At 69.4% G+C, this 26,049-nt stretch carries 26 protein-coding genes, 2 pseudogenes and 1 riboswitch; of the genes and pseudogenes, 13 read left to right on the top strand and 15 right to left on the bottom strand.

Annotated elements, in window-relative coordinates:
- Positions 1-8: 8 nt before the first annotated feature.
- The gene (locus AC5Y31_RS11370) at positions 9-392 is read left to right on the top strand and encodes a PPOX class F420-dependent oxidoreductase (RefSeq protein ID WP_065025051.1); all 384 of its coding nucleotides are present in this window, start codon (positions 9-11) and stop codon (positions 390-392) included.
- Here AC5Y31_RS11370 and AC5Y31_RS11365 read toward each other — a convergent pair.
- Genes AC5Y31_RS11365 through AC5Y31_RS11345 form a run of 5 tightly spaced genes read right to left on the bottom strand, consistent with a single transcriptional unit; the run spans position 389 to position 6,452 of the window.
- A complete protein-coding gene (locus tag AC5Y31_RS11365) occupies positions 389-1,744 on the bottom strand; it encodes a TIGR01777 family oxidoreductase (protein WP_499980421.1) in 1,356 nt (451 codons plus the stop codon). The two genes, AC5Y31_RS11370 and AC5Y31_RS11365, sit on opposite strands and share 4 nt — an antisense overlap.
- 27 nt (positions 1,745-1,771) lie before the next feature.
- A complete protein-coding gene (locus tag AC5Y31_RS11360; protein WP_499980419.1) occupies positions 1,772-2,920 on the bottom strand; it encodes an acyl-CoA dehydrogenase family protein in 1,149 nt (382 codons plus the stop codon).
- Positions 2,921-4,150 carry an acyl-CoA dehydrogenase family protein gene (locus tag AC5Y31_RS11355; RefSeq protein ID WP_499980418.1) on the bottom strand — a complete coding sequence of 410 codons (1,230 nt, stop codon included), beginning with the start codon at positions 4,148-4,150 and terminating at the stop codon, positions 2,921-2,923.
- An 8-nt stretch (positions 4,151-4,158) separates the two neighbouring features.
- On the bottom strand, positions 4,159-5,679 hold the full coding sequence (fadD5, locus tag AC5Y31_RS11350) for a fatty-acid--CoA ligase FadD5 (RefSeq protein ID WP_499980416.1): 1,521 nt from the start codon (positions 5,677-5,679) through the stop codon (positions 4,159-4,161).
- Positions 5,676-6,452, bottom strand: coding sequence for an enoyl-CoA hydratase (locus tag AC5Y31_RS11345; protein ID WP_499980415.1), 777 nt, complete (start codon positions 6,450-6,452; stop codon positions 5,676-5,678). The genes fadD5 and AC5Y31_RS11345 overlap by 4 nt, the downstream gene beginning before the upstream one ends.
- A gap of 97 nt (positions 6,453-6,549) precedes the next feature.
- On the opposite strand from AC5Y31_RS11345, the gene AC5Y31_RS11340 reads away from it, so the two are divergent.
- The gene (locus AC5Y31_RS11340; protein WP_499980414.1) at positions 6,550-7,785 is read left to right on the top strand and encodes a TetR/AcrR family transcriptional regulator; all 1,236 of its coding nucleotides are present in this window, start codon (positions 6,550-6,552) and stop codon (positions 7,783-7,785) included.
- Entirely contained in the window at positions 7,782-8,135 is a 354-nt protein-coding gene (locus tag AC5Y31_RS11335) for a DoxX family protein (protein WP_499980413.1), read from the top strand. The genes AC5Y31_RS11340 and AC5Y31_RS11335 overlap by 4 nt, the downstream gene beginning before the upstream one ends.
- A gap of 213 nt (positions 8,136-8,348) precedes the next feature.
- On the opposite strand, the gene AC5Y31_RS11330 is transcribed toward AC5Y31_RS11335, so the two are convergent.
- The gene (locus AC5Y31_RS11330) at positions 8,349-8,693 is read right to left on the bottom strand and encodes an ArsR/SmtB family transcription factor (protein ID WP_064855043.1); all 345 of its coding nucleotides are present in this window, start codon (positions 8,691-8,693) and stop codon (positions 8,349-8,351) included.
- 153 nt (positions 8,694-8,846) lie between these two features.
- Between AC5Y31_RS11330 and AC5Y31_RS11325 the strand changes: the two genes are divergently transcribed.
- The 5 genes and pseudogenes from AC5Y31_RS11325 to AC5Y31_RS11305 all read left to right on the top strand — a co-directional run bounded on the left by AC5Y31_RS11325 (position 8,847) and on the right by AC5Y31_RS11305 (position 14,779).
- Positions 8,847-13,046, top strand: coding sequence for an HAD-IC family P-type ATPase (locus AC5Y31_RS11325; RefSeq protein WP_499980410.1), 4,200 nt, complete (start codon positions 8,847-8,849; stop codon positions 13,044-13,046).
- 19 nt (positions 13,047-13,065) lie between these two features.
- Positions 13,066-13,446, top strand: a pseudogene (locus tag AC5Y31_RS11320) (nuclear transport factor 2 family protein); the annotation flags it as partial.
- 150 nt (positions 13,447-13,596) lie between these two features.
- Positions 13,597-14,067: a fluoride efflux transporter FluC gene (locus tag AC5Y31_RS11315; RefSeq protein WP_499980408.1), complete on the top strand. Its 471-nt coding sequence runs from the start codon at positions 13,597-13,599 to the stop codon at positions 14,065-14,067.
- A complete protein-coding gene (locus AC5Y31_RS11310) occupies positions 14,064-14,414 on the top strand; it encodes a DUF190 domain-containing protein (RefSeq protein WP_301631259.1) in 351 nt (116 codons plus the stop codon). Before AC5Y31_RS11315 ends, AC5Y31_RS11310 begins: the two co-directional genes overlap by 4 nt.
- A complete protein-coding gene (locus AC5Y31_RS11305) occupies positions 14,411-14,779 on the top strand; it encodes a fluoride efflux transporter FluC (RefSeq protein WP_499980405.1) in 369 nt (122 codons plus the stop codon). Before AC5Y31_RS11310 ends, AC5Y31_RS11305 begins: the two co-directional genes overlap by 4 nt.
- Here the strand turns inward: AC5Y31_RS11305 and AC5Y31_RS11300 are convergent.
- Positions 14,779-15,021, bottom strand: a pseudogene (locus tag AC5Y31_RS11300) (PPE family protein); the annotation flags it as partial. The gene AC5Y31_RS11305 and the pseudogene AC5Y31_RS11300 sit on opposite strands and share 1 nt — an antisense overlap.
- Before the next feature lie 26 nt (positions 15,022-15,047).
- A riboswitch (Fluoride riboswitch) is annotated at positions 15,048-15,110 on the bottom strand.
- A gap of 91 nt (positions 15,111-15,201) precedes the next feature.
- On the opposite strand from AC5Y31_RS11300, the gene AC5Y31_RS11295 reads away from it, so the two are divergent.
- Positions 15,202-16,413, top strand: coding sequence for an acyl-CoA dehydrogenase family protein (locus tag AC5Y31_RS11295; protein ID WP_499980404.1), 1,212 nt, complete (start codon positions 15,202-15,204; stop codon positions 16,411-16,413).
- A 13-nt stretch (positions 16,414-16,426) separates the two neighbouring features.
- Here the strand turns inward: AC5Y31_RS11295 and AC5Y31_RS11290 are convergent, their stop codons facing one another.
- From AC5Y31_RS11290 to AC5Y31_RS11270, 5 genes are read right to left on the bottom strand one after another with little or no spacing between them, the layout of a single operon-like run.
- Positions 16,427-16,948, bottom strand: a complete 522-nt coding sequence (locus AC5Y31_RS11290; protein WP_499980403.1) for a pyridoxamine 5'-phosphate oxidase family protein — start codon at positions 16,946-16,948, stop codon at positions 16,427-16,429.
- A 9-nt stretch (positions 16,949-16,957) separates the two neighbouring features.
- Positions 16,958-17,698 (bottom strand): SDR family NAD(P)-dependent oxidoreductase, encoded by a 741-nt coding sequence (locus tag AC5Y31_RS11285; protein ID WP_499980401.1) that lies wholly within the window; start codon positions 17,696-17,698, stop codon positions 16,958-16,960.
- Between the two features lie 24 nt (positions 17,699-17,722).
- Positions 17,723-18,220: a hypothetical protein gene (locus AC5Y31_RS11280; RefSeq protein WP_499980397.1), complete on the bottom strand. Its 498-nt coding sequence runs from the start codon at positions 18,218-18,220 to the stop codon at positions 17,723-17,725.
- Positions 18,205-18,663, bottom strand: coding sequence for a nuclear transport factor 2 family protein (locus AC5Y31_RS11275; RefSeq protein ID WP_499980392.1), 459 nt, complete (start codon positions 18,661-18,663; stop codon positions 18,205-18,207). Before AC5Y31_RS11275 ends, AC5Y31_RS11280 begins: the two co-directional genes overlap by 16 nt.
- Positions 18,660-19,553: a class I SAM-dependent methyltransferase gene (locus tag AC5Y31_RS11270; RefSeq protein WP_499980783.1), complete on the bottom strand. Its 894-nt coding sequence runs from the start codon at positions 19,551-19,553 to the stop codon at positions 18,660-18,662. Before AC5Y31_RS11270 ends, AC5Y31_RS11275 begins: the two co-directional genes overlap by 4 nt.
- 92 nt (positions 19,554-19,645) lie before the next feature.
- On the opposite strand from AC5Y31_RS11270, the gene pdxR reads away from it, so the two are divergent.
- The 3 genes from pdxR to AC5Y31_RS11255 all read left to right on the top strand — a co-directional run bounded on the left by pdxR (position 19,646) and on the right by AC5Y31_RS11255 (position 22,509).
- Positions 19,646-21,013, top strand: a complete 1,368-nt coding sequence (gene pdxR, locus AC5Y31_RS11265; RefSeq protein ID WP_499980781.1) for a MocR-like pyridoxine biosynthesis transcription factor PdxR — start codon at positions 19,646-19,648, stop codon at positions 21,011-21,013.
- A 28-nt stretch (positions 21,014-21,041) separates the two neighbouring features.
- Positions 21,042-21,470 carry an SRPBCC family protein gene (locus AC5Y31_RS11260; RefSeq protein ID WP_499980390.1) on the top strand — a complete coding sequence of 143 codons (429 nt, stop codon included), beginning with the start codon at positions 21,042-21,044 and terminating at the stop codon, positions 21,468-21,470.
- 118 nt (positions 21,471-21,588) lie between these two features.
- Positions 21,589-22,509: an acyl-ACP desaturase gene (locus tag AC5Y31_RS11255; protein ID WP_499980388.1), complete on the top strand. Its 921-nt coding sequence runs from the start codon at positions 21,589-21,591 to the stop codon at positions 22,507-22,509.
- Between the two features lie 3 nt (positions 22,510-22,512).
- Here the strand turns inward: AC5Y31_RS11255 and AC5Y31_RS11250 are convergent, their stop codons facing one another.
- Genes AC5Y31_RS11250 through AC5Y31_RS11240 form a run of 3 tightly spaced genes read right to left on the bottom strand, consistent with a single transcriptional unit; the run spans position 22,513 to position 25,624 of the window.
- Positions 22,513-23,748, bottom strand: a complete 1,236-nt coding sequence (locus AC5Y31_RS11250) for an Nramp family divalent metal transporter (protein WP_499980386.1) — start codon at positions 23,746-23,748, stop codon at positions 22,513-22,515.
- The gene (locus AC5Y31_RS11245) at positions 23,748-24,824 is read right to left on the bottom strand and encodes an NAD(P)H-dependent amine dehydrogenase family protein (RefSeq protein WP_499980384.1); all 1,077 of its coding nucleotides are present in this window, start codon (positions 24,822-24,824) and stop codon (positions 23,748-23,750) included. The genes AC5Y31_RS11250 and AC5Y31_RS11245 overlap by 1 nt, the downstream gene beginning before the upstream one ends.
- Positions 24,825-24,832: 8 nt before the next feature.
- Positions 24,833-25,624: an SDR family oxidoreductase gene (locus AC5Y31_RS11240; protein ID WP_499980382.1), complete on the bottom strand. Its 792-nt coding sequence runs from the start codon at positions 25,622-25,624 to the stop codon at positions 24,833-24,835.
- A gap of 122 nt (positions 25,625-25,746) precedes the next feature.
- Between AC5Y31_RS11240 and AC5Y31_RS11235 the strand changes: the two genes are divergently transcribed.
- Positions 25,747-26,049, top strand: a 303-nt coding sequence (locus AC5Y31_RS11235) for a DUF222 domain-containing protein (protein WP_499980378.1), incomplete at its 3' end; no start/stop codon positions are given.

Raw genomic sequence — 26,049 nt, 5'->3', positions numbered from 1 at the left:
CTGGCGCGATGCCGACGTTCGCTGAGGTGTATCGCGAAAAGTATCTGCTGCTGACCACGTTCACCAAGGACGGCAGGGCCAAACCGACCGCGGTGTGGGGCGCGCCGGACGGCGACAAGCTGTTGGTGATCACCGATGACGGATCCTGGAAGACCAAGCGCATCCGCAACACGCCGCGGGTGACCATCCAGAAGTGCGGCGTGCTGGGTGCGCCGAAGGGCGAGCCGGTCGAGGCAGTGGCCAGGGTGCTGCCCAAGAGCGAGACCAGGCGCGTCTACGACGCGGTCGTCAAACGCTACTGGTGGCACGCCTGGTGGTTCGTTCCGCACTCGCTCGTGCGCGGCGGGATCGACAAGGTTCACATCGGCTTGGAGATCGCGCCCACGTCCTAGCCCGCCCGGCCCAGCAGGTGCCGCAGCGCCTGTTCGAGTTCGGGCATGCGAAAGCGGTGATCGACATCCTGTAGGCGGCCCGGCAGCACTCGCTGGCTCGCGCGGGCAAGCTCACGCGCCCCTTGACCGCCGAGCAGCAATCGTGGCCCCAGCGCCGGAACCGGCAGGATCGTCGGCCGGCGCAGCACTCGTCCGAGGGTCTTGGTGTAGTCGCGGTTGCGCACCGGGTTCGGCGCGACGGCATTGACCGCCCCGGAAAGCCCGGTGTCCCACAGTGCGCGGTGATAGACGTCGATCAGGTCATCGATCCCGATCCATGGCAGCCACTGTCGACCGTCGCCGAGCCGGCCGCCCAGGCCGGCGGCGAACAGCGGCCGCATCAGGCGCAGCGTCCCGCCCCGCGGTGATTGCACGATGCCGGTGCGGATCCGCACGACGCGCTTTTCGGCCTGTTCTGCCGGCGCCAGGGCGTCTTCCCAGTCGGCGACGACCTCGGCGAGAAACCCGTCCCCGCGTTGACTGTCCTCGGTGAGGATCTCGGCGCCGCGGTCGTAGCCGTAGTAGCCGACCGCTGATGCGCAGACCAGAGTGCTCGGTCCAGCGCTGCTTCGGGCGACCAACTCGGCGAGTCTGCGGGTCGGTTCGATTCTGCTGTCCCGGATCGCACGCCGGTGCTGGGCGGTGAAGCGCCCGGCGATCGAGGCGCCGGCCAGATGGATCACCGCATCGACGCCGGCCAGCAGGTCAGGATTCGGGTCGTCGGGATTCCACTGCCGCTCATCAGGATTGGCGGCGGCGCGCCGCACCAGCCGGATCACCCGATGGCCGCCGGTGCTCAAGAACGCGGCCAGGGCCGAACCGACGAGCCCCGATGCGCCGCTGATGGCCACCGTGATCGGCTTCAGGCCGTGTTCTGCGGCGCGCCGGTGGGCGGCCAGGTCATCGGCGAGCTGGCGGTGCCGATAGACGAACATCGGCCGCAGCATCGACTCGGGTATCGGCGTGTCGACGCGATCGGTCAGCTGTGTTCTACCGTCGCCGAGATCGTCGAACTCGTGGCTGTGGCGCCACCTCATCGCCGTCCGGGCCGGCAGCGACGCCAGGCCGCGGCCGCCGATCGCATCGACAAAACGCCGCGGCGGGTCGTAGCCGCCGGGCTGGTGTTCGGCGATCCAGCGCAGTCCGCCGGGAAGCGCCAGTTCGGCGGTGCCGTCGCGCAGCGAGTCCGCTTCGGCGATCAGATGCATCGGCTGCCACGGCGGGCTCAACCGGGAGAACGCACCCGGCCTCTCGTGCCATGCGAAGACGTCCGCCGGCGGTGCCTCGACAACGCTGGAAAAGACCAGGCCCATGCCTCGACGTTACCGGCAGCGGCCGCGCTACCGGCTGGTTGAGGTCAGGCCTGCGTACCGGGCCAGGTGCCGGTCGCGGGAACCGAACTGGTACTCGATCGCGGTGAGCCGTTTGAAGTAGTGCCCGATCGCCAGCTCCTCGGTCATACCCATCGCGCCGTGCAGCTGCACCGCGCTCTGCCCGATGAACCGGGCGGCACGAGCAACCGTCGCCTTGGCCGCCGACACCGCCCGGGCGCGTTCTCCCGGGCCGGCATCGAGCTTCATGATCGCCAAGTGCTGAGCGGCGACGGCCTGTTCGACCTCCAGGTACATGTCCACCATCCGATGCTGCAGCACCTGGAACGCCGAGATGGGCTGACCGAACTGCTGACGCTGCTTGGTGTAGGCGACGGTGTCGGCCAGGACCCGCCGCAGGCAGCCGACCGCCTCGGACACGATCGCCGCGGTGGCCTCGTCGACGGTGTGCTCCAGCGCCGGCCACGCTTGGCCCTCGTCGCCCAGCAGCGCATCGGCGGGCAGCCGAAGGCCATCGAGGACCAGGTCGGCGGCGCGGCGGTCGTCGATGGTGCGCAACGATTCCACCCGAAGTCCGGCCGGCGGTGCGGCGGCATCGAATTCGAGCAGGAATAGCGAGATCCCGGTGGTGTCGCGCTGGGCGCCCGAGGTCCGCGCGGTCACCACCAGGTGGGTGGCGATCGGTGCTGCGGCCACCGTGATCTTGGCCCCGTCGAGCACCCAGTGGGCGCCGTCGCGGCGCGCGGTGGTGGCCACGTCATGCCAGGTTCCCGCCGAGGTCGGCTCCTCGGCGGCGACGGCAATGATGGCGTCCCCGAGCGCGATTCGCTCCAAGAGCCGGGTGGGTCCTCCGGCGCGTTGCAGCAGCCCGCCGGCCAGCACGACGGTTTCCACGAACGGTTCGATGACCAGCGCATGTCCGAGTGCTTCGGTGATGATCATCAGCTCGCCTGTGCCACCGCCGAGTCCGCCGGCGCTCTCGGGCAGTGTCGCCCCGAGGATGCCCAGGTCATCGGCGAAGGCACGCCAGATGTTCGGCTGCCAGCCGGCTCCGGTCTTGGCCGCCGCGCGACTCTTCTCCAGGTCGTAGCGGTCGGCGAGGAACTTGCCGACGGTGTCGCGCAGCAGTTCCTGTTCGTCGGTGAATGAGAAGTCCATCTATAACCCCAGTGCTGCCTTGGCCAGAATGTTGCGTTGAATCTCGTTGCTGCCGGCGTAGATCGAGCCGGCGCGGTCGTTGAAGTAGCGCAGCGGGGCCACCGCCTGCCACGGCTGGCCGCTGAGGTAGCCGTCGGCGGGCGGGACGAAGTCGGGGATCGGGCCGCCGGGCATGGTCGCGTGCGGCTGGTAGATCCGGCCGCGCGGGCCGGCGGCCTCCAGCGCCAGTTCGGTGATCGTCTGGCTCAGCTCGGTGCCCAGGATCTTCAGCATCGACGCCGCCGGTCCGGGATTGTGGCCCTTGGCCAGGGCGGCGATGGTGCGGAACTCCAAGATCTCCAAGATGTCGGTGCGGACCCGGGCATCGGCCAGCCGCAGCCGGAAGACCGGATCGTCGGCCAGCGAGGTGCCGTCCGGGCCGGGTTGTCCGGCAGCCTGTTCGGCGACCGCATCGGCCCACACCTGCAGCATCGGGGCCATCGCGCCGCCCCGCTCGAAGTTGAGCAGGTATTTCGCGACGGTCCACCCGTCGTCGATCCGGCCCAGCACGTTGGCCTTGGGCACCCGCACCGAGTCGAAGAACACCTGGTTCTGCACCTCCTCGCCGGAGGTCATGACCAGCGGCCGGACCTCGATACCCGGGGTGGTCATGTCGATCAGCAGGAAGGTGATGCCTTCCTGCTTCTTGCCGCTGCGCGACGTGCGGACCAGGCAGAAGATCCAGTTGGCTTGCGTGGCGTGGGTGGTCCAGATCTTGCTGCCGGTGCAGATCAGGTCATCGCCGTCATCGACTGCCGCCATGGACAGCGACGCCAGATCCGAGCCGGACTCCGGCTCGGAGTAGCCCTGACAGAAGAACACCTCGCCGGTGAGGATCCGCGGCAGGAACCAGTTCTTCTGCTCCTCGGTACCGAAGCCGATGATCGCGTGCGCCACCATCTTGATGCCCATCGGGGAGAGCAGCGGTGCGCCTGCCAGCGCGCATTCGCGGCTGAAGATGTAGTGCTGCAACGGCGTCCAATCGCAGCCGCCGTATTCCACCGGCCACGCCGGTGCGGCCCAACCGCGTTCATGCAGGATCGCCTGCCAGCGCATGCTCGCCTCGTGATCGGCGTACACGCTGGTCATCAGCTGCCCGGCTCGGCGCAGATCCGAGCTCAGGTGCTCGGAGAGGAACCCGCGAACCTCGTCGCGGAACGCTGCCTCGTCAGCCGACCAATCCAGATCCACTGTCACTCCTAGCCGTAGGTCTTGCGTAACAGCGGTTTGACCACTTTGCCACTGGCGTTGCGGGGCAACTCGTCGACGAGCACGAGTTCCTTCGGGTGCTTGTAGCGGGCGAGCCGCTCATTGAGGAACTGCTCCAGGTCGCCCAGCGTCAGTGCCTGCGCCGCGGCCACGATAGCGACCGGGACCTCGCCCCACTTCTCGTCGGCACGCCCGATCACCGCGGCCTCCCGGATCATCGGGTGCTCGAACAGCACGTTCTCCACTTCGGCGCAGTAGATGTTCTCTCCGCCGGAGATGACCATGTCCTTCTTGCGGTCGACGACATAGACGAAGCCCTCGTCGTCGACGCGCACCAAATCACCGGAGTGGAACCAGTCGCCGGCGAAGGCCTCGGCGGTGGCTTCCGGCTTGTTCCAGTAGCCCTGCATCAGAGTCGGTCCGCGGTAGACGATCTCGCCGATCTCGCCGGGCGGCACGTCGTTCATGTCGTCGTCGACCACCCGTGCTGCGATGGTCGGGATCACCTTGCCCACCGAGCCGAGTTTGCGGAGGGCGTCGGTGCCGTCGAGTACGCAAGTGATCGGTGACATCTCGGTCTGGCCGAACACCGCGACGTTGAGCGCATCCGGGAAGGTCTCCGCCATCGCCCGCAGCACGGTGTCCGATGCGGGCGCGGCACCCCAGCTGATCACCTCCAGGGCCAGATCCCGTTGCCGCACAGTGGGGTCCGCGCAGATCAGCTGCCACTGCGCCGGAACCAGGAAGACCGAGGTGGCTCGCTCGCGTTCCCAGGCGTCGAGGGTGTCGGCGGCGTTGAACGCCCCGAGCGGGTGGATCACCGTCGTGGTGCCGATCACCAGGTTCGGCGCGATGCTGCCCAGGCCGGCGATATGGAACATCGGTGCGGCGCAGAAATAGATGCTGCCCGGGCTGGTGTGCAGGGCCTGGATGCAGGTCAGCGATTGGGCCTGCAGGTTCGAATGGGAGAGGATCGCGCCCTTGGGGCTACCGGTGGTGCCCGAGGTGTACATGATCAGCGCCGGGGTGTCTTCGGGGATGTCGGCGTGCGGGTGCGGTTCTCCCGGTTCGGTGATGAGCGACTCGTAGTCGTCGCCGAGTACGACGGCCACCTCGAGGCCGACGGTGTTCTTGCGCACGGCGTCGATCAGCGGCGCGAGCAGTTGGTCGGTGATGACGCCTTTGGCGCCGCTGTCGGAGACCAGGTAGCTGATCTCGGGGTCGGTGAGACGGAAATTGACCGGGACCGCGATGGCGCCCAGGGCGTTGATCGCCAGCACGGACTCGATGTACTCGGTGTGGTTGAGCATCACGATGAGAACACGGTCGCCGAAGGAGATCCCGCGACGGAACAATGCCCCGGCGAGCCGTTGCGAGCGGTCATGCAGTTGGCGCCAGGTGGTCTCGGTGCCGCGGCAGCGGAAGGCCACGGACTCGGGGCGCATCTCGGCGTGGATGGCCACCTGGTTCACCCAGTGGTTGCGTCGGGAACGCAGCGGCTGTGTGGTCATTCGGCGAACACCGCCTTGCGTTTCTGCAGCATCGCCGTGGCGCCTTCGATGAAGTCCGGGGAGCCCAACAACTCCACCTGACCGGCCTTCTCGCGGGCCAGCGCGGCGCCGAGGGCGGCAAGGCTGGTGGCGTTGAGCGCTTGTTTGGTCAGTTCGAGAGCGCGCCGCGGCCCGTGGGCCAGCTTCGCGGCGGCCTCCTCGACCTTGGTGTCCAGCTCTGCGGATGTCAGCACCGCGTTGACCAGACCGGCATCTTGGGCGGCAGCGGCCGGCAGGCGCTCCCCGAGCAGAGCCATCTCGTTGGCCAGGGCCCGCCCGGCGGCAGCGGCGATCAGGGCGGTGGTGCCGCCGTCGGGCATCAGCCCGATGTTGGTGAACGACAGCAGGAAATAGGCGCTCTCGGCGGCGTAGACCAGGTCGGCGGCCAGCGCGATACCCACTCCGACACCGGCAGCCGGACCGTTGACCCGCGCGATGACCGGCACCGGTGTTTCAGCGATCGCCGTGACCAACCGGCCGGCGCAATCCATCACTTCTTCGGGGGTGACCCCGCCGGCCGTGGCGGACAGGTCGGCGCCGGTGCAGAACGCCTTGCCTTCGCCGGTGATCACGATTGCCCGCACCGCCGGATCGCCGGCGGCCTCGGTGAACACGTCGCCGAGGCGCGCCATGGTGGCGTAGTCGATCGCGTTGAGCCGCTCCGGATTGGTCAGGGTCACCCGGAGCACCCGACCGTCTCGGACCGCGGTGAGCTTGGGGGAGTTCTCGGTCATGGGCAGCCCCGCACGTCGCTTCCTTCAGTGGTGTGAAATGTAAACTATGGTTAACTTATGGGCGTCGGTCCGAACTGTCAACAACGGGGGGTGAACAGTGTCGTCAGTGGGTCTGGGCGGCGAATCCACGACCACCACCTCGGTGCGGCGTCGCCCCAAAGACCGCAAGATCCAGATCGTGCGGGCCGCGGCGCGCGCCTTCAGCGACCGCGGCTATCACGCGGTCGGCGTCGATGAGATCGCCGCCGACGTCGGCATCTCCGGGCCGGCCCTCTACCGGCATTTCGCCAACAAATACGCGCTGCTGGTCGCCACCGCCGAATACGCCGCGCAGACGCTGGTGTCCGCAGCGCGCGGCGCCGACGACCCGGCCCGGCCGCCGCAGGAGCGGTTGCGCGCGATCGTCGACGCGCTGATCGAGACCACCATCGGCATGCGACGCGAGGGCGCGTTCTACCGCTGGGAGCGGCGCTACCTGCAACCGATGGACCGCAAGCACATCCGCGCCAGCTATGACGCGCTGAACGCCGCGGTCGCCGAACCGTTGGCGCTGCTGCGGCCGGGCCTGTCCGAGGCCGACACCGCGATGCTGGCGGCCGCGGCGCTGAGCGTCATCGGCAGCATCTCGGCGCACCGCACCCGGTTGGCCGCTTCGGCACTTTCTTCGCTGCTCGCCGAACTGTGCTGGTCGGTGCTGACCACCGAGTTGCCGCCGGCGCCGGCTCCGGCCGCGCGGCGGCAGACCGAGCGTGGCTTGCCGAGTACCTCCAAACGGGAACGGTTGCTCGCCGAAGCCATTCGGGTGTTCGGGCAGCGCGGCTTCTATGAAGCCAGTATCGACGAGATCGGCAGTGCCGCCGGCCTCAACGGCTCCAGCGCGTACCGCTACTACCCGAGCAAGGCCGCGCTGCTCGCCGCCGCGTTCCAGCGCGCCGGTGACCGGGTGTTACTGATCATCACCGACGCTCTTGCCGAGTCGAGCGACCCACGCGAGGCGGCCACCCGCATCGCCGAACGCTATACCGCGCTGTCGTTCGCCGCGCCGGACCTGATCAACATCTATTTCGCCGAGTTCGCCAACCTGCCCGAACCCGACCGGGTTCATCTGCGCGGGTTGCAGCGGCAGAACGTCAACGAATGGGCGCACCTGCTCCGTCAGATCGGGGCGGCCGAGACCGAAGCGGTCTTCCGGGTCCACGCCGCGCTCGCCCTCGTCGTCGATCTGGGACGCCTGGTTAACTTCGATGACACCGCCGAGCAACGCTTACGAGTCAACACCGTGATGGCCGCGGTGCTGTTCGGCGGCGAGGCGCTGGATACCATCGCACCATGACCCCTGCTCGTGGACTGGCCGGGATGCTGCTCGGCATGGGTGCCGCGCATTTCGTCTTGCCAAAGCCGTTCGACGCGATCATTCCGGCCGAACTGCCGGGCAACCGGCGGATCTACACCCACGGGTCCGGGCTGGCGGAAGTGGTGATCGGGGCGCTGCTGTTGTCGCCGCGTACCCGCCGGGGAGCGGGGCTCGCGGCGGCCGTCTTGTTCCTGGCGGTGTTCCCGGCGAACGTCAACTGCGTCCGGTTGTTCTGGGCTAAGCCTGCGCTGCGGGCTGCGATGATCGCGCGTCTGCCGCTGCAGATCCCGATGATCGTCGCGGCGGTGCGGGTGTGGCGCGCAGGTTAGTGCGCGCCTGACCCGGTCAGGCCAAGTGGAAGACGACCTCCAGGGCCAGGAAGCCGAAGATGAGCAGGCCGATGATCGCCGCGACGGCCGGGAGTACCAGTACAGGGTCTTTCATGGCCGCAAACGTTAGCCAACCGTCCGCTGTTAAACGGTGAATTGTGTTGGCGATCACCGCATCTGGGGACTTTGGTCCGTGACCTGGGTCACCGGTGGTTATGACTCCCGTGGCGGGTCGGGAGCGAGGCTGCCGTCCGGGCCGATGTGGGCGAAGATCTGCTGCAGCAGTGTCAAGATGTGCGGGTCGTCGACGGTGTAGATGTGGTGGCGACCTTCCCGTCGGGCGCGGATCAGTCCGGCCAGCCGCAGCTTGGTCAGGTGCTGGCTCATGGTGGCGACGTTGATGCCGGCCCGCCCCGCCAGGGTGGTGACGTCGTAGTCGCCCTGGGCGGCCAGCCACAACACGTGTAGGCGCGCGGGGCTGCTCAGCAGTCCGAACGTGCTCGCCGCCGAAGCGAGTTGGGGCTCGGTCGGCCCCTCGGCTCGGCTGGGTGAAGTCATGGTTTCGGGTCGCCGTTCTTCATGTTTTGCCATCGCGGCATTCATTTTGTCCCAACGCCCACGACAGGCTTCGGCGAACGACACATTCGCATAGTTGCGTAATCATCAAAGTGTCGCCAGAATTGGGCGCCGACCCACCCTCAGATCACACGATTGGTTGCTGTCGAATTGATCCGGACGTCGTCACTGCTCCGCCCGGTCGCCCTCGGACTGCAAGCGACCTCCGTCCTCGTCGACGCGACCGTCCGCGAAGCCGGCCGGCTGTTGTCCGGCGAGACGGCGACGCTGACCCGACGCTGCTGGCGCGGTCCGGACCGCGCATGGATCGAGGTGCGCGGGCTGGCCGGCGCCGGCGGGGCAGAACTCGGGCGCGAGGTGATCGCCGCGCTCGGCGCCCAGCCCGGCGTGGTGTCGTCGCGGCTGAACGTCCCGTTGTCGCGGGTGGTGGTGGAACTCGAAGACGACGCGCTTTCGCTCAACGACCTGTGCCGCCTGATCGACGACGCCGAACGCACCCATCGCGGTGCCGCGTCCCCGGCTGCCTCCCCACCACACGCCTTGCCCGGCGACGGGCTGCTGCTGGCCGCCCGGGGGGTGATGGTCGGCGTCAACGCCGCCGGGCTGGCGATCGCGCTGGCCGGGTGGGCGCTGCGGCTACCGCAGGCACCGGTCGCCGTCGACGCCGCAGCTGCGTTGGCGAACTATCAACCGTGGCTGCGCCGCAACCTTGCCGAGCGGATCGGCGCGGGGCCGGCCGGCACGGTGCTGTCATTGATCTCGGTGGGCTCGCGGATCGCCACCCTGTCGCCGGCCACGCTGGCGGTGGATCTGGCGCTGCAGGGCATCAAAGCCGCCGAATGCCACGCCGGGGCGCAGGCCTGGAGCCGCCACGAGCCGTACCTGGCCGAGCACGCCGCGCAGGCCGAGGTCCATCTGCCGTCGCGCCCGGTTCCGCTGCCGGAGGGGGCCGCCGACCGCCACGGCAACCGGATGGCGGTCGTGCAGCTGGTCGGCGCCGGCCTGGCGGGCGTTTTCTCCCGCAGCTTCAACGTGGCCGCGACGGCGGCGGTGGTCGCCGGCCCGAAAGCGCTGCGCACCACCACCGAATCGTTCGCGGCGACCCTGAGCCGGGCGTTGGTCGAACAGCACGCGGCGCTGCCGTTGCGCCCGGACGGCCTGCGCCGGCTCGACCAGGTCGACGCCGTGCTCATCGATCCCCGGCTGCTCTGCAGCGGCACCGTGCGCCAGCCGCTGGCGACGGCGCTGCTCGCCGAGGCGCGGGCATCCGGGGCGGAGGTGGTCACGCTCGACATTGCCGACCTGGGCGAGCTGCGGCCGGCGTTCGACGACGTGGCGCCCGTCGGCGACGGGGGATTCGACGAGGCACTCGCCGCGGCGTTGGCCGGCCTGCAGCAGGCCGGCCGCACCGTTGCGGTGCTGTCCTCGGGCGGCGCGCAAGCCCTCGCCTCGGCCGATGTCGGCGTGGGCATCCTGCCCGATTCCAGCGCCGCCGCACCGCCGTTTGCCGCCGACCTGCTGGTGGCGGATCTGGCCGGCGCGTGGCGGGTGCTGCATGCGCTGCCGGCGGCGCGTGCGGCCACCCAGCGTGGCATCTCGTTGTCCAACGGCGCTACCGCGCTCGGTGCGGTGCTCATGGTTCCGGGAGTCCGGGGCGGAAGAGGCCCGGGGCCGGTCACCGCGGGGGCGGCCGCCGGACTGGTTTCGGGATTCCTGTTGGCCCGCGGCGTGGCCCGAACGCCCGTTCCGCGACCCGCGCAAACCCATGAATGGCACGCGATGTCGATCGACGAGGTCCGCGACATCCTGTCCGCTCCCCAGCGCACCGGGGCCGGTGACGAACTCGCCGCGCAGCCGCCCCACATCGCCTGGCAGTTCGTCAAGGCGGTGCGTGCCGAGCTGTCGGATCCGCTGATGCCGGTGCTGGCCTTGTCCTCGGCGGCCACCGCCATGCTCGGTTCACCGGTCGACGCGCTGATGGTCAGCACGGTGCTGATCGGCAACTGCATGCTCGCCGCCGCCCAACAGCTACAAGCCGAGAACCGGCTGAACAAGCTTCTGGCGCAACAGACCCCGCCCGCCCGCACCGTCGCCGTCGGCGACACCAAGACCTACGGCGAGATCGACGCGGACCGGTTGCTGCCCGGCACCCTGATCGAGGTCCGCAGCAACGAGGTCGTGCCCGCCGACGCCCGCCTGATCGAGGCGACCGACCTCGAGGTCGACGAATCCTCCCTCACCGGCGAGTCGCTGTCGGTGGACAAGCAGACCGCGGCGACACCGGGCGCCGAACTCGCCGATCGGCGGTGCATGCTCTACGCCGGCACGACCGTCATCGCGGGCACCGCGCTCGCCGTGGTCACCGCCGTCGGCGCCGACACCCAGGCGCGCCGTGCCGCCGAACTGGCCTCCGGGCAGCTTCCCGTGGTGGGCCTGCAGCACCAGCTCAGTCGGCTCATGAGCCGCGCCTTCCCAGCCAGCGCGGCCGGCGGGCTGATGGTGGGGGTGCTGGGAATGCTGCGCGGCGGCGGCCTTCGCCTGGCCCTGGGCAACGCGATCGCGGTCGCGGTGGCCGCGGTGCCCGAGGGGATGCCGTTGATGGCGACCCTGGCCCAGCACGCGTCGGCGCAACGCCTGACCGATACCGGTGCGCTGGTTCGCATTCCGCGCTCGGTGGAGGCACTCGGTCGCGTCGAGGTGGTCTGCTTCGACAAGACCGGAACGCTGAGCGAGAACCGGCTGCGGGTCACCGCGGTGCACCCGGTGTCGGGGCACTCCGACGACGACGTGCTGCGTTGCGCGGCCAACGCCGCACCGGCCGGCGAGGACGCCCTGCACGCCCACGCCACCGACCAGGCCGTCATCGAAGCGGCCGCCGGCCTCGCCGGCCCACGGTGGTCCGTCCCGGACGCGCACCTGCCGTTCCGGTCCGGCCGGGCCTTCTCGGCGTCGGTGTCGGGCGCCGAACTGGTGGTCAAGGGCGCCCCGGAGGTGGTGCTGGCAGCCTGCACGGGTCTTGGCCCGGATGCCGGCGACCCGGTCGCCGAACTGGCCGCCGGTGGGCTGCGGGTGCTCGCGGTGGCCCGGCGCCGGCTCACCGCCGCACAGCTGCGGTCGTTGCGCGACGATCCCGACGCCCTGACCGAACTGTGCCGGAGCGGGTTGACCCTGACCGGGTTCCTGGGCATCTCCGACACCCCGCGCGCCGGGGCGCCGCAACTGCTCGCCGACCTGGCCGGGCGCGGCGTGAGTATTCGGTTGATCACCGGTGATCACCCCGTCACCGCCACCGCGATCGCCGCGGAACTGGGAATGCCGGTCGCCGCCGATCAGGTCATCACCGGATCGGAATGGAATGCGTTGTCGCGCAAGGAGCAGGAACGCGCGGTGGCCGAGCGGGTGATCTTCGCCCGGATGTCCCCGGAGAACAAGGTGCAGGTCGTGCAGACCCTCGAACGCAGTGGGCGGGTCTGTGCCATGGTCGGCGACGGTGCCAACGACGCGGCGGCGATCCGGGCCGCCAGCGTGGGACTCGGCGTCGTCGCCCGCGGCAGCGACTCGGCGCACGCCACCGCTGACATCGTGTTGACCGACGGCCGCATCGGTGCGCTGGTGGACGCCATCGACGAGGGCCGCCGGTTGTGGCGGGGCGTGCAGCTGGCGGTGACCGGCCTGCTCGGCGGCAACGTCGGTGAGGTGATCTTCGGTGTGGTGGGCACCGCACTGGCCGGCACCTCTCCGCTGAACAACCGCCAGCTGCTGCTGATGAACATGCTGACCGACGCGCTGCCGGCGACCGCCGTCGCGGTGAGCACCCCAGCCGGCCCGGCGGGCCGCGTGGTGCACGGTATCGACGAGCGCAAGCTGATGCGTGCCGTCGTGGTCCGGGGGGCGATCACCGGTGCCGCGGCCAGTGCGGCCTGGGCGATGGCCTCGGTGACCGGACGCCCGCAGCGCGCCGCGACCGTCGCGCTGATCACGCTGGTCTCCACCGAACTGGCTCAGACGCTGGTTGATTCGCACGCCCCATTGGTGTGGCTCACCGCCGCGGGTTCGTTCGCGGCGTTCGCGGGGGCGATCAGCATCCCCGGTGTCAGCCAGCTGCTCGGCTGCGCTCCGGTGGGCCCGTTGGGCTGGGCGCAGGCCCTGGGATCGACCGGCGCGGCGGTGCTGGCGATCGCCGCGGCGCCGCGCCTGTTGCCCGCCGAGAAGCCCCGCCCGGAGGCACCGGAGGGCGACACCGAGCCGCCGACGGCCATTGTGGAAACGCTGCGACCAGCCCGGGAAGCGGTCGCACCGGAGGTCGACGCGGCTAGGGTGTTTGCCACCGTATAAAACTCACCGGAGGCGCCGTATGCACCCTTTCCGGCAAGCCGTCGATGCCCGCGACGCCGCGGCCATCGAGGCGCTGCTATCCGACGATGTCGTGTTCACCAGCCCGGTCGCCTTCGCCCCCTACCTGGGTAAGCCGATCACCGCGGCGATCTTGCGCGCTGTGATGCGGGTCTTCGAGGACTTCCGCTACGTCCGCGAGATCGCCGATCCTGCCGGGCAAGACCATGCCCTGGTGTTCGAGGCCACGGTGGCCGGTAGGCGGCTCACCGGATGCGACTTCCTGCATCTCGACGCGGACGGCAAGATCGAGGACCTGATGGTGATGGTGCGGCCGCTGTCGGCGGCCACCGCGCTGGCCGAGGCCATGGGTGCGCAATTCGAGCAGATCAAGCGCGAAGCCGCGGGGCACGGCGGTTCAGCGAGGCTCGACGGAGGAGAGGCGAAGCTGGGACCGCCGCATGAGCACGGCGGTTCAGCGAGGCTCGACGGAGGAGAGGCGAAGCTGGGACCGCCGCATGAACACGGCGGTTCGGCCTAGACTTTCTGCGCAATGCCGATATCCGGATCCGACGTGACCGCCGGCCCTGAGCTGTTCGTTCGGCGCCGGCGGACCCATGCGGTGCGCGAGCAGGCGCCCGTGGTCGCGGTCGTCGCGCTCGGCGGCGCCATCGGGGCATGTGCTCGCTACGGCATCGAACTGGCCTGGCCCACCCCGTCCGGCGGTTTCCCTTGGGCCACCATGGTTGTCAATGTCAGCGGCTGCGCGCTGATGGGGGCGTTGATGGTGGCGATCACCGAACTGTGGGTCGGCCACCGGCTGCTGCGCCCGCTGCTGGGCACCGGCGTGCTGGGCGGCTACACGACGTTCTCCACGTTCGCCGGCGACGTCGACACCCTCGCTGCCGCCGGTCATCTGGCCACAGCATTGCTCTATCTACTCACCACGCCGGTGCTGGTGCTGGTCACCACCTGGACCGCCGCGGCCCTCATCCGACGCCTGATCGTCAGGAGGACATCATGACCCAGCTGACCGGACCAGCCCTGCGCCTGACGGTGTTCGTCGGAGAGAGCGACACCTGGCATCGCAAGCCGCTTTTCAGTGAGATCGTGCACCGGGCGCGCCGCGCCGGTCTGGCCGGTGCCACGGTGTTCCGCGGCATCGAGGGCTACGGTGCGTCCTCGGCCATCCACACCACCCGGCTGCTGTCGCTGTCGGAGGACCTCCCGGTCTCGGTCATCATCGTCGACACCGCCGAGCGGATCCGCGCCTTCCTACCGGAACTGGACGAATTGGTCACCGAGGGATTGATCCTCCTCGACGAGGTCGAGGTCGTCCGGCACGTGGGTCGAACCGCCGAGGGCCAGTGAACTGGTTGCTGGTGATCGCCGGCGCCGCGGTGGGGGCACCACTGCGGTACCTGACCGATCGATTCGTCCAGGCCCGGCACAACACCACGTTTGCGTGGGGCACGTTGGTCGCCAATGTGCTGGGCAGCCTGATCCTGGGGGCCCTCACCGGCGCGGTGAGTGCCGGTGACGAGCGAATGCACCTGCTGGTCGGCACCGGCTTGTGCGGGGCGCTGACCACCTATTCGACCTTCTCCTACGAAACGCTGCAGCTGGCCGGCGCCGGCGCCCGGCTCTACGCGGTGGCCAACCTGGTGCTCACGCTGATCTGCGGGCTGGGCGCCTACTACGCCGGAGGCCTTGCCGCCCAAGCCATCTGGGCCTAACCCGCCGTTTCGTTCAGCCATGCGACGAACGGTGTCACCGCCGACGTCATGGCCGCCGAAGACGGGCCCAGCCAGGAGTTCGCGGCCAGATCGGAAACAATAAACGCATATCCGCTTGCGGCCGTGGTCAATTCGCTGGAAAGCGCATCCCAGGCCGCTGCGGCGACTGTCAGTGGGGCCGAGCCGGGCCCGAGATACATTCGCCCGGAATTGATTTCCGGGGGCAACGCACCGAAATCCATCCGGCACCGCCTTCCACCACGAACAAATCGGGGTAGAAGCTATTAGCCGGGTTCGGCGGTCAAAGGCGAGCTTCATCGCCTATCGGAATGCTACACCGGCGCCGGCGCGGTGGGGACGTGGTGCCACAATCGAACCGGCTGTGAGCAATGGCCGCCGCCCACCGATTCCCAGGAGAAACCATGGCGTTCTCGATAGAGCTCAGTGATGACGTGATCGAGGTGCGCGACTGGGTGCATCAGTTCGCCGCTGAGGTCGTCCGCCCGGCCGCCGCCGAATGGGACGAACGCGAGGAGACGCCGTGGCCGGTCATCGCCGAGGCGGCCAAAGTCGGCCTGTACTCACCCGAGCTGTTCGCCACCCAGGCCGCCGAACCGAGCGGGATCGGCATGCTGACGGTGTTCGAGGAGCTGTTCTGGGGTGATGCCGGCATCGCGCTGTCCATCCTCGGCACCGGTTTGGCGGCAGCCGCCCTGGCCGGCAACGGAACTCCCGAACAGCTGGGCCAATGGCTGCCCGAGATGTTCGGCACCGCCGACGACCCCAAGGTCGGCGCGTTCTGCTCATCCGAACCCGACGCCGGCTCGGATGTCGGCGCGATCCGGACCCGCGCCCGCTACGACGAGGCCACCCGCGAATGGGTGCTCAACGGCACCAAGACCTGGGCCACCAACGGCGGCATCGCCAATGTGCACATCGTGGTCGCGTCGGTCTATCCCGAGCTCGGCTCGCGCGGCCAGGCCACGTTCGTCATCCCGCCCGGTACCGCCGGCCTGGCCCAGGGCCAGAAGTTCAAGAAGCACGGCATCCGGGCCTCGCACACCGCCGAGATCGTGCTGGACAACGTCCGCCTGCCCGAGGACATGATCCTGGGCGGTCGGGAGAAGTTCGAGGACCGCGTCGCCCGCGTCAAATCCGGTGCGTCTGCGGGCGGGCAGGCCGCGATGAAGACCTTTGAACGCACCCGCCCGACCGTCGGCGCGATGGCCGTCGGGGTGGCGCGCGCCGCCTACGAATACGCCCTCGAATACGCCTGCCAGCGTGAGCAGTTCGGCCGCAAGATCGGTGAGTTCCAAGCCGTCGCGTTCAAGCTCGCCGACATGAAAAGCCGCATCGACGCGGCACGGTTGATGGTCTGGCGGGCCGGCTGGATGGGACGCAACAACAAGGCCTTCGACAACGCCGAGGGCTCGATGGCCAAACTGTTCGCCAGCGAGACCGCGGTCTATGTCACCGACGAGGCGATCCAGATCCTCGGCGGCAACGGCTACACCCGCGACTACCCGGTCGAGCGGATGCACCGCGACGCCAAGATCTTCACCATCTTCGAGGGCACCAGTGAGATCCAGCGGCTGGTCATCGCGCGGGCGCTGACGGGCCTGCCGCTGCGCTGAGCGCCCGGCGCAGTCAGGGTGCGGGAGCGGAGAAGACGAACCGGGTGCAGTCGGTGGGGAAGGCGAACCAGGCCAGGGCCCGTCGGGGGGCGATCATGCGCAACCCGCCGCCGTCGGGTCCCGCCCAGGCATCGGGGCCCGGAGCGTACTGCGGGTGGTATTTCTCAAACGCGGTCGCCAATCGGGCACCGAGGTCCTCCGGGTCTGCCGACGTCGCGGTGGAGACGCCCTCGACGATCACCACCTGCGTACCGCTTTCCAGCGTCAGGGTGCAAGCCGGGTTGTCCTGGAGGTTGCGAACGTGCCGGGTGGTTGGCGCACCGTCGTAGTAGAACCGGCCGTCAAGCCACACGCCCCACCGCGGTACGGAGTGCGGGGTGCCGTCCGGGCGCACCGTCGTCAACCAATAGTGCTGCGACGCAGTCAGTTGCTGTTCGACTTCCGGCCAGCTCAATAAGCCCTCGGTCGAAGTCGGCAACCCGTAACCCTCCGGCAGGGTGGGACGTGTCGCCGTGGGGCCCAGTGTCGGCTCCATAGCCCTGCGCTACCCGGCCGTCTTCCCGTTGTCGGTCATATACACCGCGCCGTGCACCGCGGCCGCGGCGTCGCTGGCCAGAAAGGCGATCACCTGGGCGACGTCCTCGGGCGCGCTCATCCCGCGCGGCGAGGCCACCCGCATGATCAGGTCGACGTCGGCGCCTTCGGGCAGCTGAAAGTTCGTCACCTGCGGTGTCAGCATCCCGCCCGGACACACTGCGTTGACCCGCAGCTTCTCCGCGGTGAACTCGACGGCCATTGCGCGGGTGAGCCCGACCAGGCCGTGCTTGGCCGCGCAATAGCCGGCCGAGTACGCCTGGCCTTCCACCCCGGCGATCGAGGCGACGTTGACGATGTTGCCGGCGGTTTCCAGCAGGTGCGGCAGCGCCGCGCGGCACAGGAAGAACGGCCCGTTGAGGTTGACCGCCAGGTCGTGAGCCCACTCGTCGTCGGTGACGGCCAGGGTGTGGCGCATCTGGTGGGCGCCGGCGACGTTGACCAGGACATCGAGTCGGCCGAACTGCTCGACGCACTGCGCAACCGCCGCCGTGCAGGCCGCCGCCGTGCTGATGTCGGTGGGGGCGTACTGCCCGCCGGGCACGTCGGCGAACACCGTTGCCAGCCGTTCGGCGTCGCGGGCCACCCCGAACACCGATGCTCCGCGCCGGGCGAACAGCTGGGCCGTCGCCGCCCCCAGGCCCGACGAAGCGCCGGTCACCAATACGACTTTGCCTGACAGATCGGTCATGGGCATAACCGTATCCGCTGTCGCTCAGCGACTTGTGTGCCGGCGCAGCGAGGCACGCCCGAATGCGAGCACCATCCCGGGTGAGCCCAGGAGCAGTTGCAGGATCTGCAGCGGATGCCGGGCGGAGCGCACGTTCAAGAAGCTGTAGATATGCACGTCGCGCACCTTCGTGTGCGCGTCGAACCGCCAGATTTCGATACCGCAACCGTCGCGCCGGCCATCCGGGCCGCCCCACCACTCGTTGACGATGGTGTCCTCGGTGGTGGCGACCAATCGCTTGGACAGCCGGAACCGGCGCGCCTCGAACACCGCGCACGAGCGCGCCCACGCGGTGTGAATCGCCTGCACGCCAACCGATTCCTCGCGGGCACCGTCGGAGATCATCACCAGCCGCGCGTCAGCGGCATAGAGCTCATAGATCACCTCGGGCCGGTAATCGTTGGTCGTGTCCTGCACGAACTCGACGAACGCGGCGGCGTCGACGGGCCGCCGCCCGATGGCACCGGTCACCGGCGGGTCCACCCCGAGCGCACCGCCGCGATGCCCAGCCGAAACCCGGCCCGCAACAGCGCGAGCAGTCCGCGCGGCCGCAACACGGCCGACACCAGCTGCGCCGAATCGCAATACAGAATGCGGCGCCGCACCCGGCCGAGCTCGTCGAGTTCGTAGCGGTCGACGGCCGGCCACGTCACGGTCCGGCCGCCGAACGTGCCCATGATCCGGAACTCGATGTAGACCATGTCGTCAGCCGACACCGCCGAGTTGACCACCTCGATGTGCAGATCCGGGATCAATGTGAAAACGCGCCCCCAGTAGGCGGTGGCGGCTTGCCGGCCCCGCACGTCGGGGAGCAACGGCTGGACGTAGCAGACGTCGGGGTTTGTCAGCGCATCCAGGTGCTCGACGCTCGGAGCGGACCACACCTCTTGGAAGCGTTCGACGAAGGAAGTGGCGACCTCGGTCATCCGTTCGTCCTTTCGGCGCAGACGATGCCCAGCCAGTCATCGCCGGCCAGCCCGCTGGCATGAGCCGGGTCGTAGCGGTTCAGCAGTTCGGCGACACCGGCCTGGTCGCGGCTGCGGAAGCCATACTCGGCGAGCAGCGCGGACAACTCGGGTGCGGTGAACCCGCTGCGGTAGGGCTCGCCGCGCCGGGCGACGACTCGGGCGATCCGTCGTGCACTGGCCCACCGACTGTCCCCGGTGACGGCCGCGGGCTCGACGAAATCGGCGACGAGCCGGCTGCCCGGCGCGCACAGTGCCGCCAGGTCGGCCAGGGTCGCGTCGATCGCGTCGGCGGTGAGGTACATGCTGACCCCGAGCCAGATGACGAGGCTGCGTCGTTGCGGGTCGAACCCCTTGGCCATCAGGCGATCTCGCAGCGTGTCCCGTTCCAGATCGCACGGCACCCAGACGATGTGGCCGGCGCGCGGTGCCGGGAGCAGTCGCTCGGTCGTCGCCCGCTTGCCGGCCTGGGTGGTCGGCGCGTCGACTTCGAAGATCGTCAGCGCGGCGCGCGCGTGGCGCAGGCTGGTCGGGTCGTAGCCGGCACCGAGCAGCACCAGTTGGTCGATCCCGTCGCGCAGGGCGGCCGCGCAGACGTCGTCGGCGAAGCGGGCCCGCAGCACGATATGTGCGTGCAACCCGCCCCAATGCCGGTCGAAGGCCCGCAGTGCCGCATCGGCAAGCCACCGATTCGCCAGCAGCACCCGCAGCGCGGGATGGCCGACGAACTGCCGGGACCAGGGATCGTCGAGCAGGCGCCGCTGCGGTGGCCGCATGGACTCCGCGGCTCGCTGGGCGGCGTTGATCTGCGCGGTCAAACTCGCCGTCCGATTCAGGCGCCGTTCGGTCAGCGGGGCAGGAGCGGTCACCCGGACAACGCTATGGCCCCAGTGGTCTGCGAGTAAGGTCCAATTCCGTGCCGGATTCATGGACCAGTTCCGGGGTGGACCTGCACCTGGAGCTTCCGCCCGGGCGTGGCCGCCGCATCGCTCTGGAACACGCGCTGCGCGAGGCCATCCGGGACAACCGGCTGGCGCCGGGTGAGCGTCTACCGTCGTCGCGAGCCCTGGCCGGCCAGCTCGGCCTGGCGCGCGGAACGGTCGTCGAGGCGTACACCCAACTGGCCGCCGAGGGCTACCTGCGGAGCCGGCAGGGGGCGGTCACCGAGGTCGCGCGGGGCCCGGGGATATCGCCGGGGGCGGGGACGCTGCCCGCCCCGTCTCGGGTGGTGGCGGATTTCCGGCTCGGGCGCCCCGACCTGAGCATGTTTCCCCGTGCCGAGTGGCTGCGGGCGCTGCGGCGAGCCCTGCACGTCACGCCGCATGCCGAGCTCGGACCGCTCGACCCGCGGGGTGCACCGCGCCTGCGCACCGAGCTGGCCGGCTACCTGGGCCGGGCCCGCGGGGTGCTGACCGCCCCCGAGCGGATCGTCGTCTGCAGCGGATTCACCCAGGGATTACGGCTGGTGTGCGACGCGCTCGCCGGAGCCGGCGGGCGGTCGATCGCGGTCGAGAATCCCGGCCTGCCCGATCACCGCGCGACCATCACCGCAAGCGGACTCGACATCGTTTCCCTCGACGTCGACAGCGATGGGGCACGGCCGGCCGGATTCGCCGCCGCATCGATCGCCGCCGTGCTGCTCACCCCGGCCCACCAGGCCCCGTGGGGCGCCACGCTGTCGGCCGACCGGCGCGCCGAATTCGTCCGGCTTGCCGCCGCGCACGGGGCCTACATCATCGAGGACGACTACGACGGCGAGTTCCGCTACGACCGCCATCCGGTCGGTGCGCTGCAGGGGCTTGCCCCCGAGCGGGTCGTCTACGCCGGCAGCGCCAGCAAGAGTCTGGCTCCCGGCCTGCGGCTGGGCTGGTTGGCCCTGCCGGCCGATCTGGTCGACGCCGTGGTCGAGGCCAAGCGCCGCGCCGACCGCGGCACCGACATCCTGGCCCAGCTGGCACTGGCCGAACTGATCGAATCCGGGGCGCTGGACCGTCATATCCGGCGGATGCGGCGACGCTATCGACAGCGCCGGGACGCGCTGGCCGCCGTGGTCGCCCGCGTGGCCCCAAGGGTGCCCCTCCAGGGGATCGCAGCCGGTCTGCACGCGGTGCTCTTGCTGCCAGAGGGCCGGTCGGAGGCCGACCTCCTGGCCGCCGCGCAGCAGCGAGAGATCGCCCTGACCGGTCTGGCGCCGTTCTGGCACGGGCCGCCGAAAGCCGACGGGATCGTAGTGGGTTACGGCACGCCGGCCGAACCCGAATACCCCCGGGCACTGGGCCATCTCGGCCAATTGCTCACCGATTCTGGGTAGCGTGCCGGTGAGCGAAAGGAGTACGGCAGTGCGCTACACCCGCACCGATCCCATCGCCGCCCGCCCCGCCGACGTATGGGCGGTCCTGTCCGACGTCGAGCACTGGCCGGACTGGACGCCGTCGATGCGCGAGATCACTCGCCTGGACTCCGGCCCGCTGCGCGTCGGGTCCACCGCGCGTGTCCGGCAACCCACCGGCCGGCCGATGGTCTGGACCGTCACCGAGCTGGCCGACGAGCGGTCCTTCACCTGGATGGCATCGGCGGCCGGGATCCGGTTCACCGGCTACCACGAGATCGCTCCGGCCGAGTCCGGCGTCCAAGCGGTGCTGACCTTCACGCTGACCGGTCCGATGGCCTGGCTGGCGCGGTTGCTCGCCGGCGGACGTATCCGGCGCTATGTCGATATGGAGGCCGACGGGCTCAAACGGCAGTCCGAGAGCCGCACCTCGACCTAGCGCTTGCGGTTGACAGCGGCCGAGCCCCGTGCCTACCGTGGGGAGAAACCTACGGTACCGTAGGTTTGGTCGGGGGGCCAAGCGACTGCCCATATGCCGAAAACGTGATGGAGCAAACATGACTAACGCCCAGACAGCGCTGTTGCACGAGCTGGAGCCGATTGTCGAGCAAAACCTCAACCGTCACCTCAAGGCCGCCAAGCCATGGCTGCCCCACGACTATGTGCCGTGGAGCAAGGGGCGCGACTTCGCCTTCCTCGGGGGCGAGGACTGGGTTCCCGAAGACTCGCCGCTGGACCCGGTCGCCAAGGCCGCGCTGCTGGTCAACCTGCTGACCGAGGACAACCTGCCGTCCTACCACCGGGAGATCGCCACCCGCTTCGGCCGGGACGGCGCCTGGGGCTCCTGGGTCGGGCAGTGGACCGCCGAAGAGGGCCGCCACAGCATCGCGCTGCGCGACTACCTCGTCGTCACCCGGGGCATCGACCCGGTGAACCTCGAGAACATGCGGATGCAGCACACCATCGCCGGGTACGACTCCGGCGACAAGACTCCGCTGCAGGCGTTGGCCTATGTGTCGTTCCAGGAACTCGCCACCCGGGTGTCGCACCGCAACACCGGCAAGGCCTCGGGTTGCCCGATCGCCGACCAGTTGCTGGCCCGCGTCGCGCTGGACGAGAACCTGCACATGGTGTTCTACCGCAACCTGATGGACGCGGCCCTGGACATCGCGCCGGATGAGGCCATGTGCGCCATCCGCGACGAGGTGCTCGGCTTCTCGATGCCCGGCATGAACATGCCCGGCTTCCAGGAGAACGCCCTGCTGATTGCCAAGGCCGGCATCTACGACCTGCGCATCCACCACGACGACGTGGTGCAGCCGGTGCTGCGGTTCTGGAAGGTCTTCGAGCGCGACGGCTTCGGCCCCGAGGGTGAGCAGGCCCGCGAACAGATCGACGGGTTCCTCAAGATGGTCGACGAGCGGGCCACGCACTACGAGGAGAAGGCCAAGGCGCGCGAGAGCGTCCTGAGTTCCTGACGCTCAGCCGGTTCCGGTCACGGTCAGGTAGATCAGCGCCGCGTTGAGCAGACCGATCACCACCGTGACGGTCCAGCCCAGTACCGAGGTCAGCCGGCGGTTGGCGTCGGCGCCCATCAGCGCAGCATCACCGGTCAGCCGGATCAGCGGCACCAGCGCGAACGGGATGCCGAACGAGAGCACCACCTGGGAGAGCACCAGTGCCCGGGTGGGATCGGTCCCGATCGCCAGGATCGCCAGCGCCGGGATCAGCGTGATCAGCCGGCGCCACAACAACGGCACCGACACCCGCAGCAGGCCTTGCATGATCATCGCACCGGCGTAGGCGCCCACCGAGGTCGAGGCCAGGCCGGAGGCCAACAGGCCCACCGCGAAGAACAGTGCGATGGTCGGCCCCAGCGCGTCGTGCATCGCGTTGTGCGCGCCCTCGATCGAACCGGTGCCGTCCCGGCCGGACAGGTGCGCGGCCGCCACCACCAGCATGGCCAGGTTCACCGCGCCGGCCACCAGCATCGCCAGGCCGACATCCCACCGGGTCACCCGCAGCAGGCGTCGCCGCGCTCGGCCGGGTTCGGCCCGTCCGTGCCGGTCGCGGGCCAGGCCGGAGTGCAGATAGACCGCGTGCGGCATGACGGTGGCGCCCAGGATCGCGGTCGTCAGCAGCACGCTCTCGGTGCCGTCGAAGCGTGGCAGCAGGCCGCCGGCGACGTCGGTCACCGGCGGCGGGTCGACCACCAGGCTGGCCAGGAATCCGATCGCGATGATCGCCAGCAGCCCGGTGGAGACCTGCTCGAAGGCCCGCGGCCCGCGCCGGTCACCGACGATCAGCAGGGCCATCGACACCGCCCCGGTGATCAGCCCGCCCAGCATCAACGGGAGGCCGAAGATCAGTTTCAGTGCGATGGCGCCGCCCACCACTTCGGCGAGATCGGTTGCCATCGCGACCAATTCGGCCTGCAACCAATAGCCGATCCGGGTGGGTCGGCGGGTTGTCATGCCGACCGCCTCGGGCAGTGACAGCCCGGTCACCAGGCCCAGTTTGGCCGAGAGGTACTGCACCAGGCCGGCCATCACGTTCGCGGCGACGATCACCCAGACCAGCAGGTAGTCGAACGTCGCGCCGGCGCTGACGTTGGCCGCGACATTGCCCGGATCGACGTAGGCGATGGCCGCGACGAATGCAGGCCCGAGCAGATACCAACCCGGTTTTCTCTGTACCGGTTCGCCCGTGCGCGTCATCACCGACGAGCGTAGAGCCCCCGTCCGGTGACCAGCGGCAGATCCAGGGTGGTCCGGATGCCCGGTTCGGCGGCCACCACCGCGGGAATGGCGTTGACCACCCGCATCGCGGTGGCGACCAGCCCGGCGTGATTGTGGTCGCCGTTCGGGCTGGACAGGCACAGGTCCAGCGCATACGACGGTTCACCGGTCACCTCGACCCGGTAGGACCCGCCGGGCTGGGCCGGTTGCGGCCAATCCGGACACAGGTCGTCGCGCAACCGGGTGACGTGTTCGAGGACCACGGCAACCTGGCCGTCGAGCATGCCGCGCACCTCGAAATGCAATGCGGCGGCGGTGCCTTCGGCGATGTGACCCGCCGAGATCTCGAAGTCCTCGGGAGCCGGCTCGCGCTCGTAGATCTCCACCACCTCGTCCAGCTCGATGCCCAATCCGGCCGCGAGCTGGCGCACCACCGAACCCCAGGCCAGGCTCAGCACGCCGGGCTGCAGCAGCATCGGGATCTCGTCCATCGGCTTGCCGAATCCCATGACGTCGAACATGACCGCGGCGCTGTCATAGGTGGCGTAGTCGACGATCTCCATGCAGCGGATCTGCTGGACGCTCTGGCAGGTGCCGGCCAATGCCAGCGGCAGCAGATCGTTGGCGAAGCCCGGGTCGATGCCATTGATAAATAGGGTTGAACTGCCCTTTTGCGCCGCATCCTCCAACGGCGACAGCATTTCCGGTGGGAGCACCTGCCACGGGTACTGCAGGAACACCGCGCTGCTGCCGGCGATGTTGATACCGGCGTCCAGAATGCGCCGCATGTCTTCCAGCGCCTCGCCGAGCCGGTTGTCGGCCAGCGCGGTGTAGACCACGCACTGCGGCTTGGTATCGAGCACCTGCTGGAGGTCGGTGGTCGCTGCGATGCCGGTCTGCGTGTCCAGACCGGCCAGTTCTCCGGCGTCTTTGCCGGCCTTGGCATCCGAGGAGACCCACACGCCGGTCAGCTCGAATTCCGGGTTGGTGATCAGCGCTTTCAGCGCGTGGACGCCGACGTTGCCGGTGCCGATCTGGGCGACGCGAATGGCCATGGTGTCCTTTACAGGTCGGGGATGGGCAGATCAAGGTTCGGGAACGTGATGCCCCCGTCGACTTCGAGCACCTTGCCGGTGAGGTAACTGCCGGCAGGGGAGGCCAAATAGACTGCGGCCGCGGCGATGTCGTCCGGCTCGCCGAGCCGGCGCATCGGGGTCACCTTCTCCATCGGTGCGCGCAGTTCGTCGTTGGACGCCACCACATCCAGCGCGGAGGTCAGGATCGACCCGGGGGCGATCCCGTTGACCCGGATACGGGGGCACAGATCCATGGCGGCCAGCCGGGTGTAGTGGGCCAGGGCGGCCTTGGCGGTGCCGTAGGCGGCGAATCCGCGCCCGGCCAGCCGCCCCATCGTCGAGGTGATGTTGATGATCGAGCCGCCGCCGGAGTGCTCCAACATCAGCGGCACCGCGGCGCTGGTCAGGGCGTGCGCGGTGACGACGTTGAAGGTCAACGCGTCCTTGAGGTCTTTGGCCGAGGTGGTCAGCAGCATGTTGGGCATGGTGCCGCCGACGTTGTTGACGACGATGTCGAGCCTGCCGAAGGCGTCGACCGCCTCGGCGGCCAGCTTGGCCGTCTCCTCGGGGTGAGCCAGATCGGCGACCACGATATGGGCGCGACGACCGGCGCCCTCGATCTGTTCGGCGACGGTCTCTAGTTGGGTTCGGGTGCGCGCGGCGATGACGACGTCGGCGCCGGCTTCGGCGAAGGCGACCGCGATCGCCGCGCCCAGGCCCCGGCCGGCGCCGGTGACGACCGCGACCGAGTCATCGAGTCGGAATTTGTCGAGGATCACGTAGGCACGCTAACAAGGATCGGTCGCGAGCTGAAGCACTTTTCTGAAACACGTTCTAATTCGGGCGCGGGCCGCCCGGAGATCGGCTGCGCATGTCGGCCGATTCGGGTACAATCGAACACATGTTCGATAATGGGTTGCCGGGGCCGGAGTCGTTGGAGGATGCCGACGACAACCTGCTGGTGGCGGCCATTGCCGGGTGGTCTCAGGTGGAGGCTGCGGCCTCGGCGCGCCGGTTGGCCGCGATCGGTGAGTTGGTCGCGCGGCGCACCCGCGGCCGCGATGCGGTGAACCGGTCGCGCTGGTCCTGCGATTACTGGGATGCCGCCGCCGCCGAGGTCGGCGCTGCCGAGCAGATCAGCCACGGCATGGCGTCCTCGCAGATGTATCTGGCCACGGCCCTGCGGGAGCGGCTGCCCAAGGTT

The sequence above is a fragment of the Mycobacterium sp. NGS18 genome (genome assembly GCF_059813185.1).
This window is presented reverse-complemented; position numbering and strand designations above follow the sequence as displayed.

Bases quoted from the DNA above. Each gene is read 5' to 3' on its own strand.
- AC5Y31_RS11285 (WP_499980401.1), bottom strand. From the start codon at position 17,698: ATGACCGATCTGTCAGGCAAAGTCGTATTGGTGACCGGCGCTTCGTCG.
- AC5Y31_RS11245 (WP_499980384.1), bottom strand. From the start codon at position 24,824: ATGGCCATTCGCGTCGCCCAGATCGGCACCGGCAACGTCGGCGTCCAC.
- AC5Y31_RS11370 (WP_065025051.1), top strand. From the start codon at position 9: ATGCCGACGTTCGCTGAGGTGTATCGCGAAAAGTATCTGCTGCTGACC.
- AC5Y31_RS11365 (WP_499980421.1), bottom strand. From the start codon at position 1,744: ATGGGCCTGGTCTTTTCCAGCGTTGTCGAGGCACCGCCGGCGGACGTC.
- AC5Y31_RS11335 (WP_499980413.1), top strand. From the start codon at position 7,782: ATGACCCCTGCTCGTGGACTGGCCGGGATGCTGCTCGGCATGGGTGCC.
- AC5Y31_RS11275 (WP_499980392.1), bottom strand. From the start codon at position 18,663: ATGACCGAGGTCGCCACTTCCTTCGTCGAACGCTTCCAAGAGGTGTGG.
- AC5Y31_RS11345 (WP_499980415.1), bottom strand. From the start codon at position 6,452: ATGACCGAGAACTCCCCCAAGCTCACCGCGGTCCGAGACGGTCGGGTG.
- AC5Y31_RS11330 (WP_064855043.1), bottom strand. From the start codon at position 8,693: ATGACTTCACCCAGCCGAGCCGAGGGGCCGACCGAGCCCCAACTCGCT.
- fadD5 (WP_499980416.1), bottom strand. From the start codon at position 5,679: ATGACCACACAGCCGCTGCGTTCCCGACGCAACCACTGGGTGAACCAG.
- AC5Y31_RS11315 (WP_499980408.1), top strand. From the start codon at position 13,597: ATGCCGATATCCGGATCCGACGTGACCGCCGGCCCTGAGCTGTTCGTT.
- AC5Y31_RS11255 (WP_499980388.1), top strand. From the start codon at position 21,589: ATGACTAACGCCCAGACAGCGCTGTTGCACGAGCTGGAGCCGATTGTC.
- AC5Y31_RS11295 (WP_499980404.1), top strand. From the start codon at position 15,202: ATGGCGTTCTCGATAGAGCTCAGTGATGACGTGATCGAGGTGCGCGAC.
- AC5Y31_RS11360 (WP_499980419.1), bottom strand. From the start codon at position 2,920: ATGGACTTCTCATTCACCGACGAACAGGAACTGCTGCGCGACACCGTC.
- AC5Y31_RS11250 (WP_499980386.1), bottom strand. From the start codon at position 23,748: ATGACGCGCACGGGCGAACCGGTACAGAGAAAACCGGGTTGGTATCTG.
- AC5Y31_RS11310 (WP_301631259.1), top strand. From the start codon at position 14,064: ATGACCCAGCTGACCGGACCAGCCCTGCGCCTGACGGTGTTCGTCGGA.
- AC5Y31_RS11290 (WP_499980403.1), bottom strand. From the start codon at position 16,948: ATGGAGCCGACACTGGGCCCCACGGCGACACGTCCCACCCTGCCGGAG.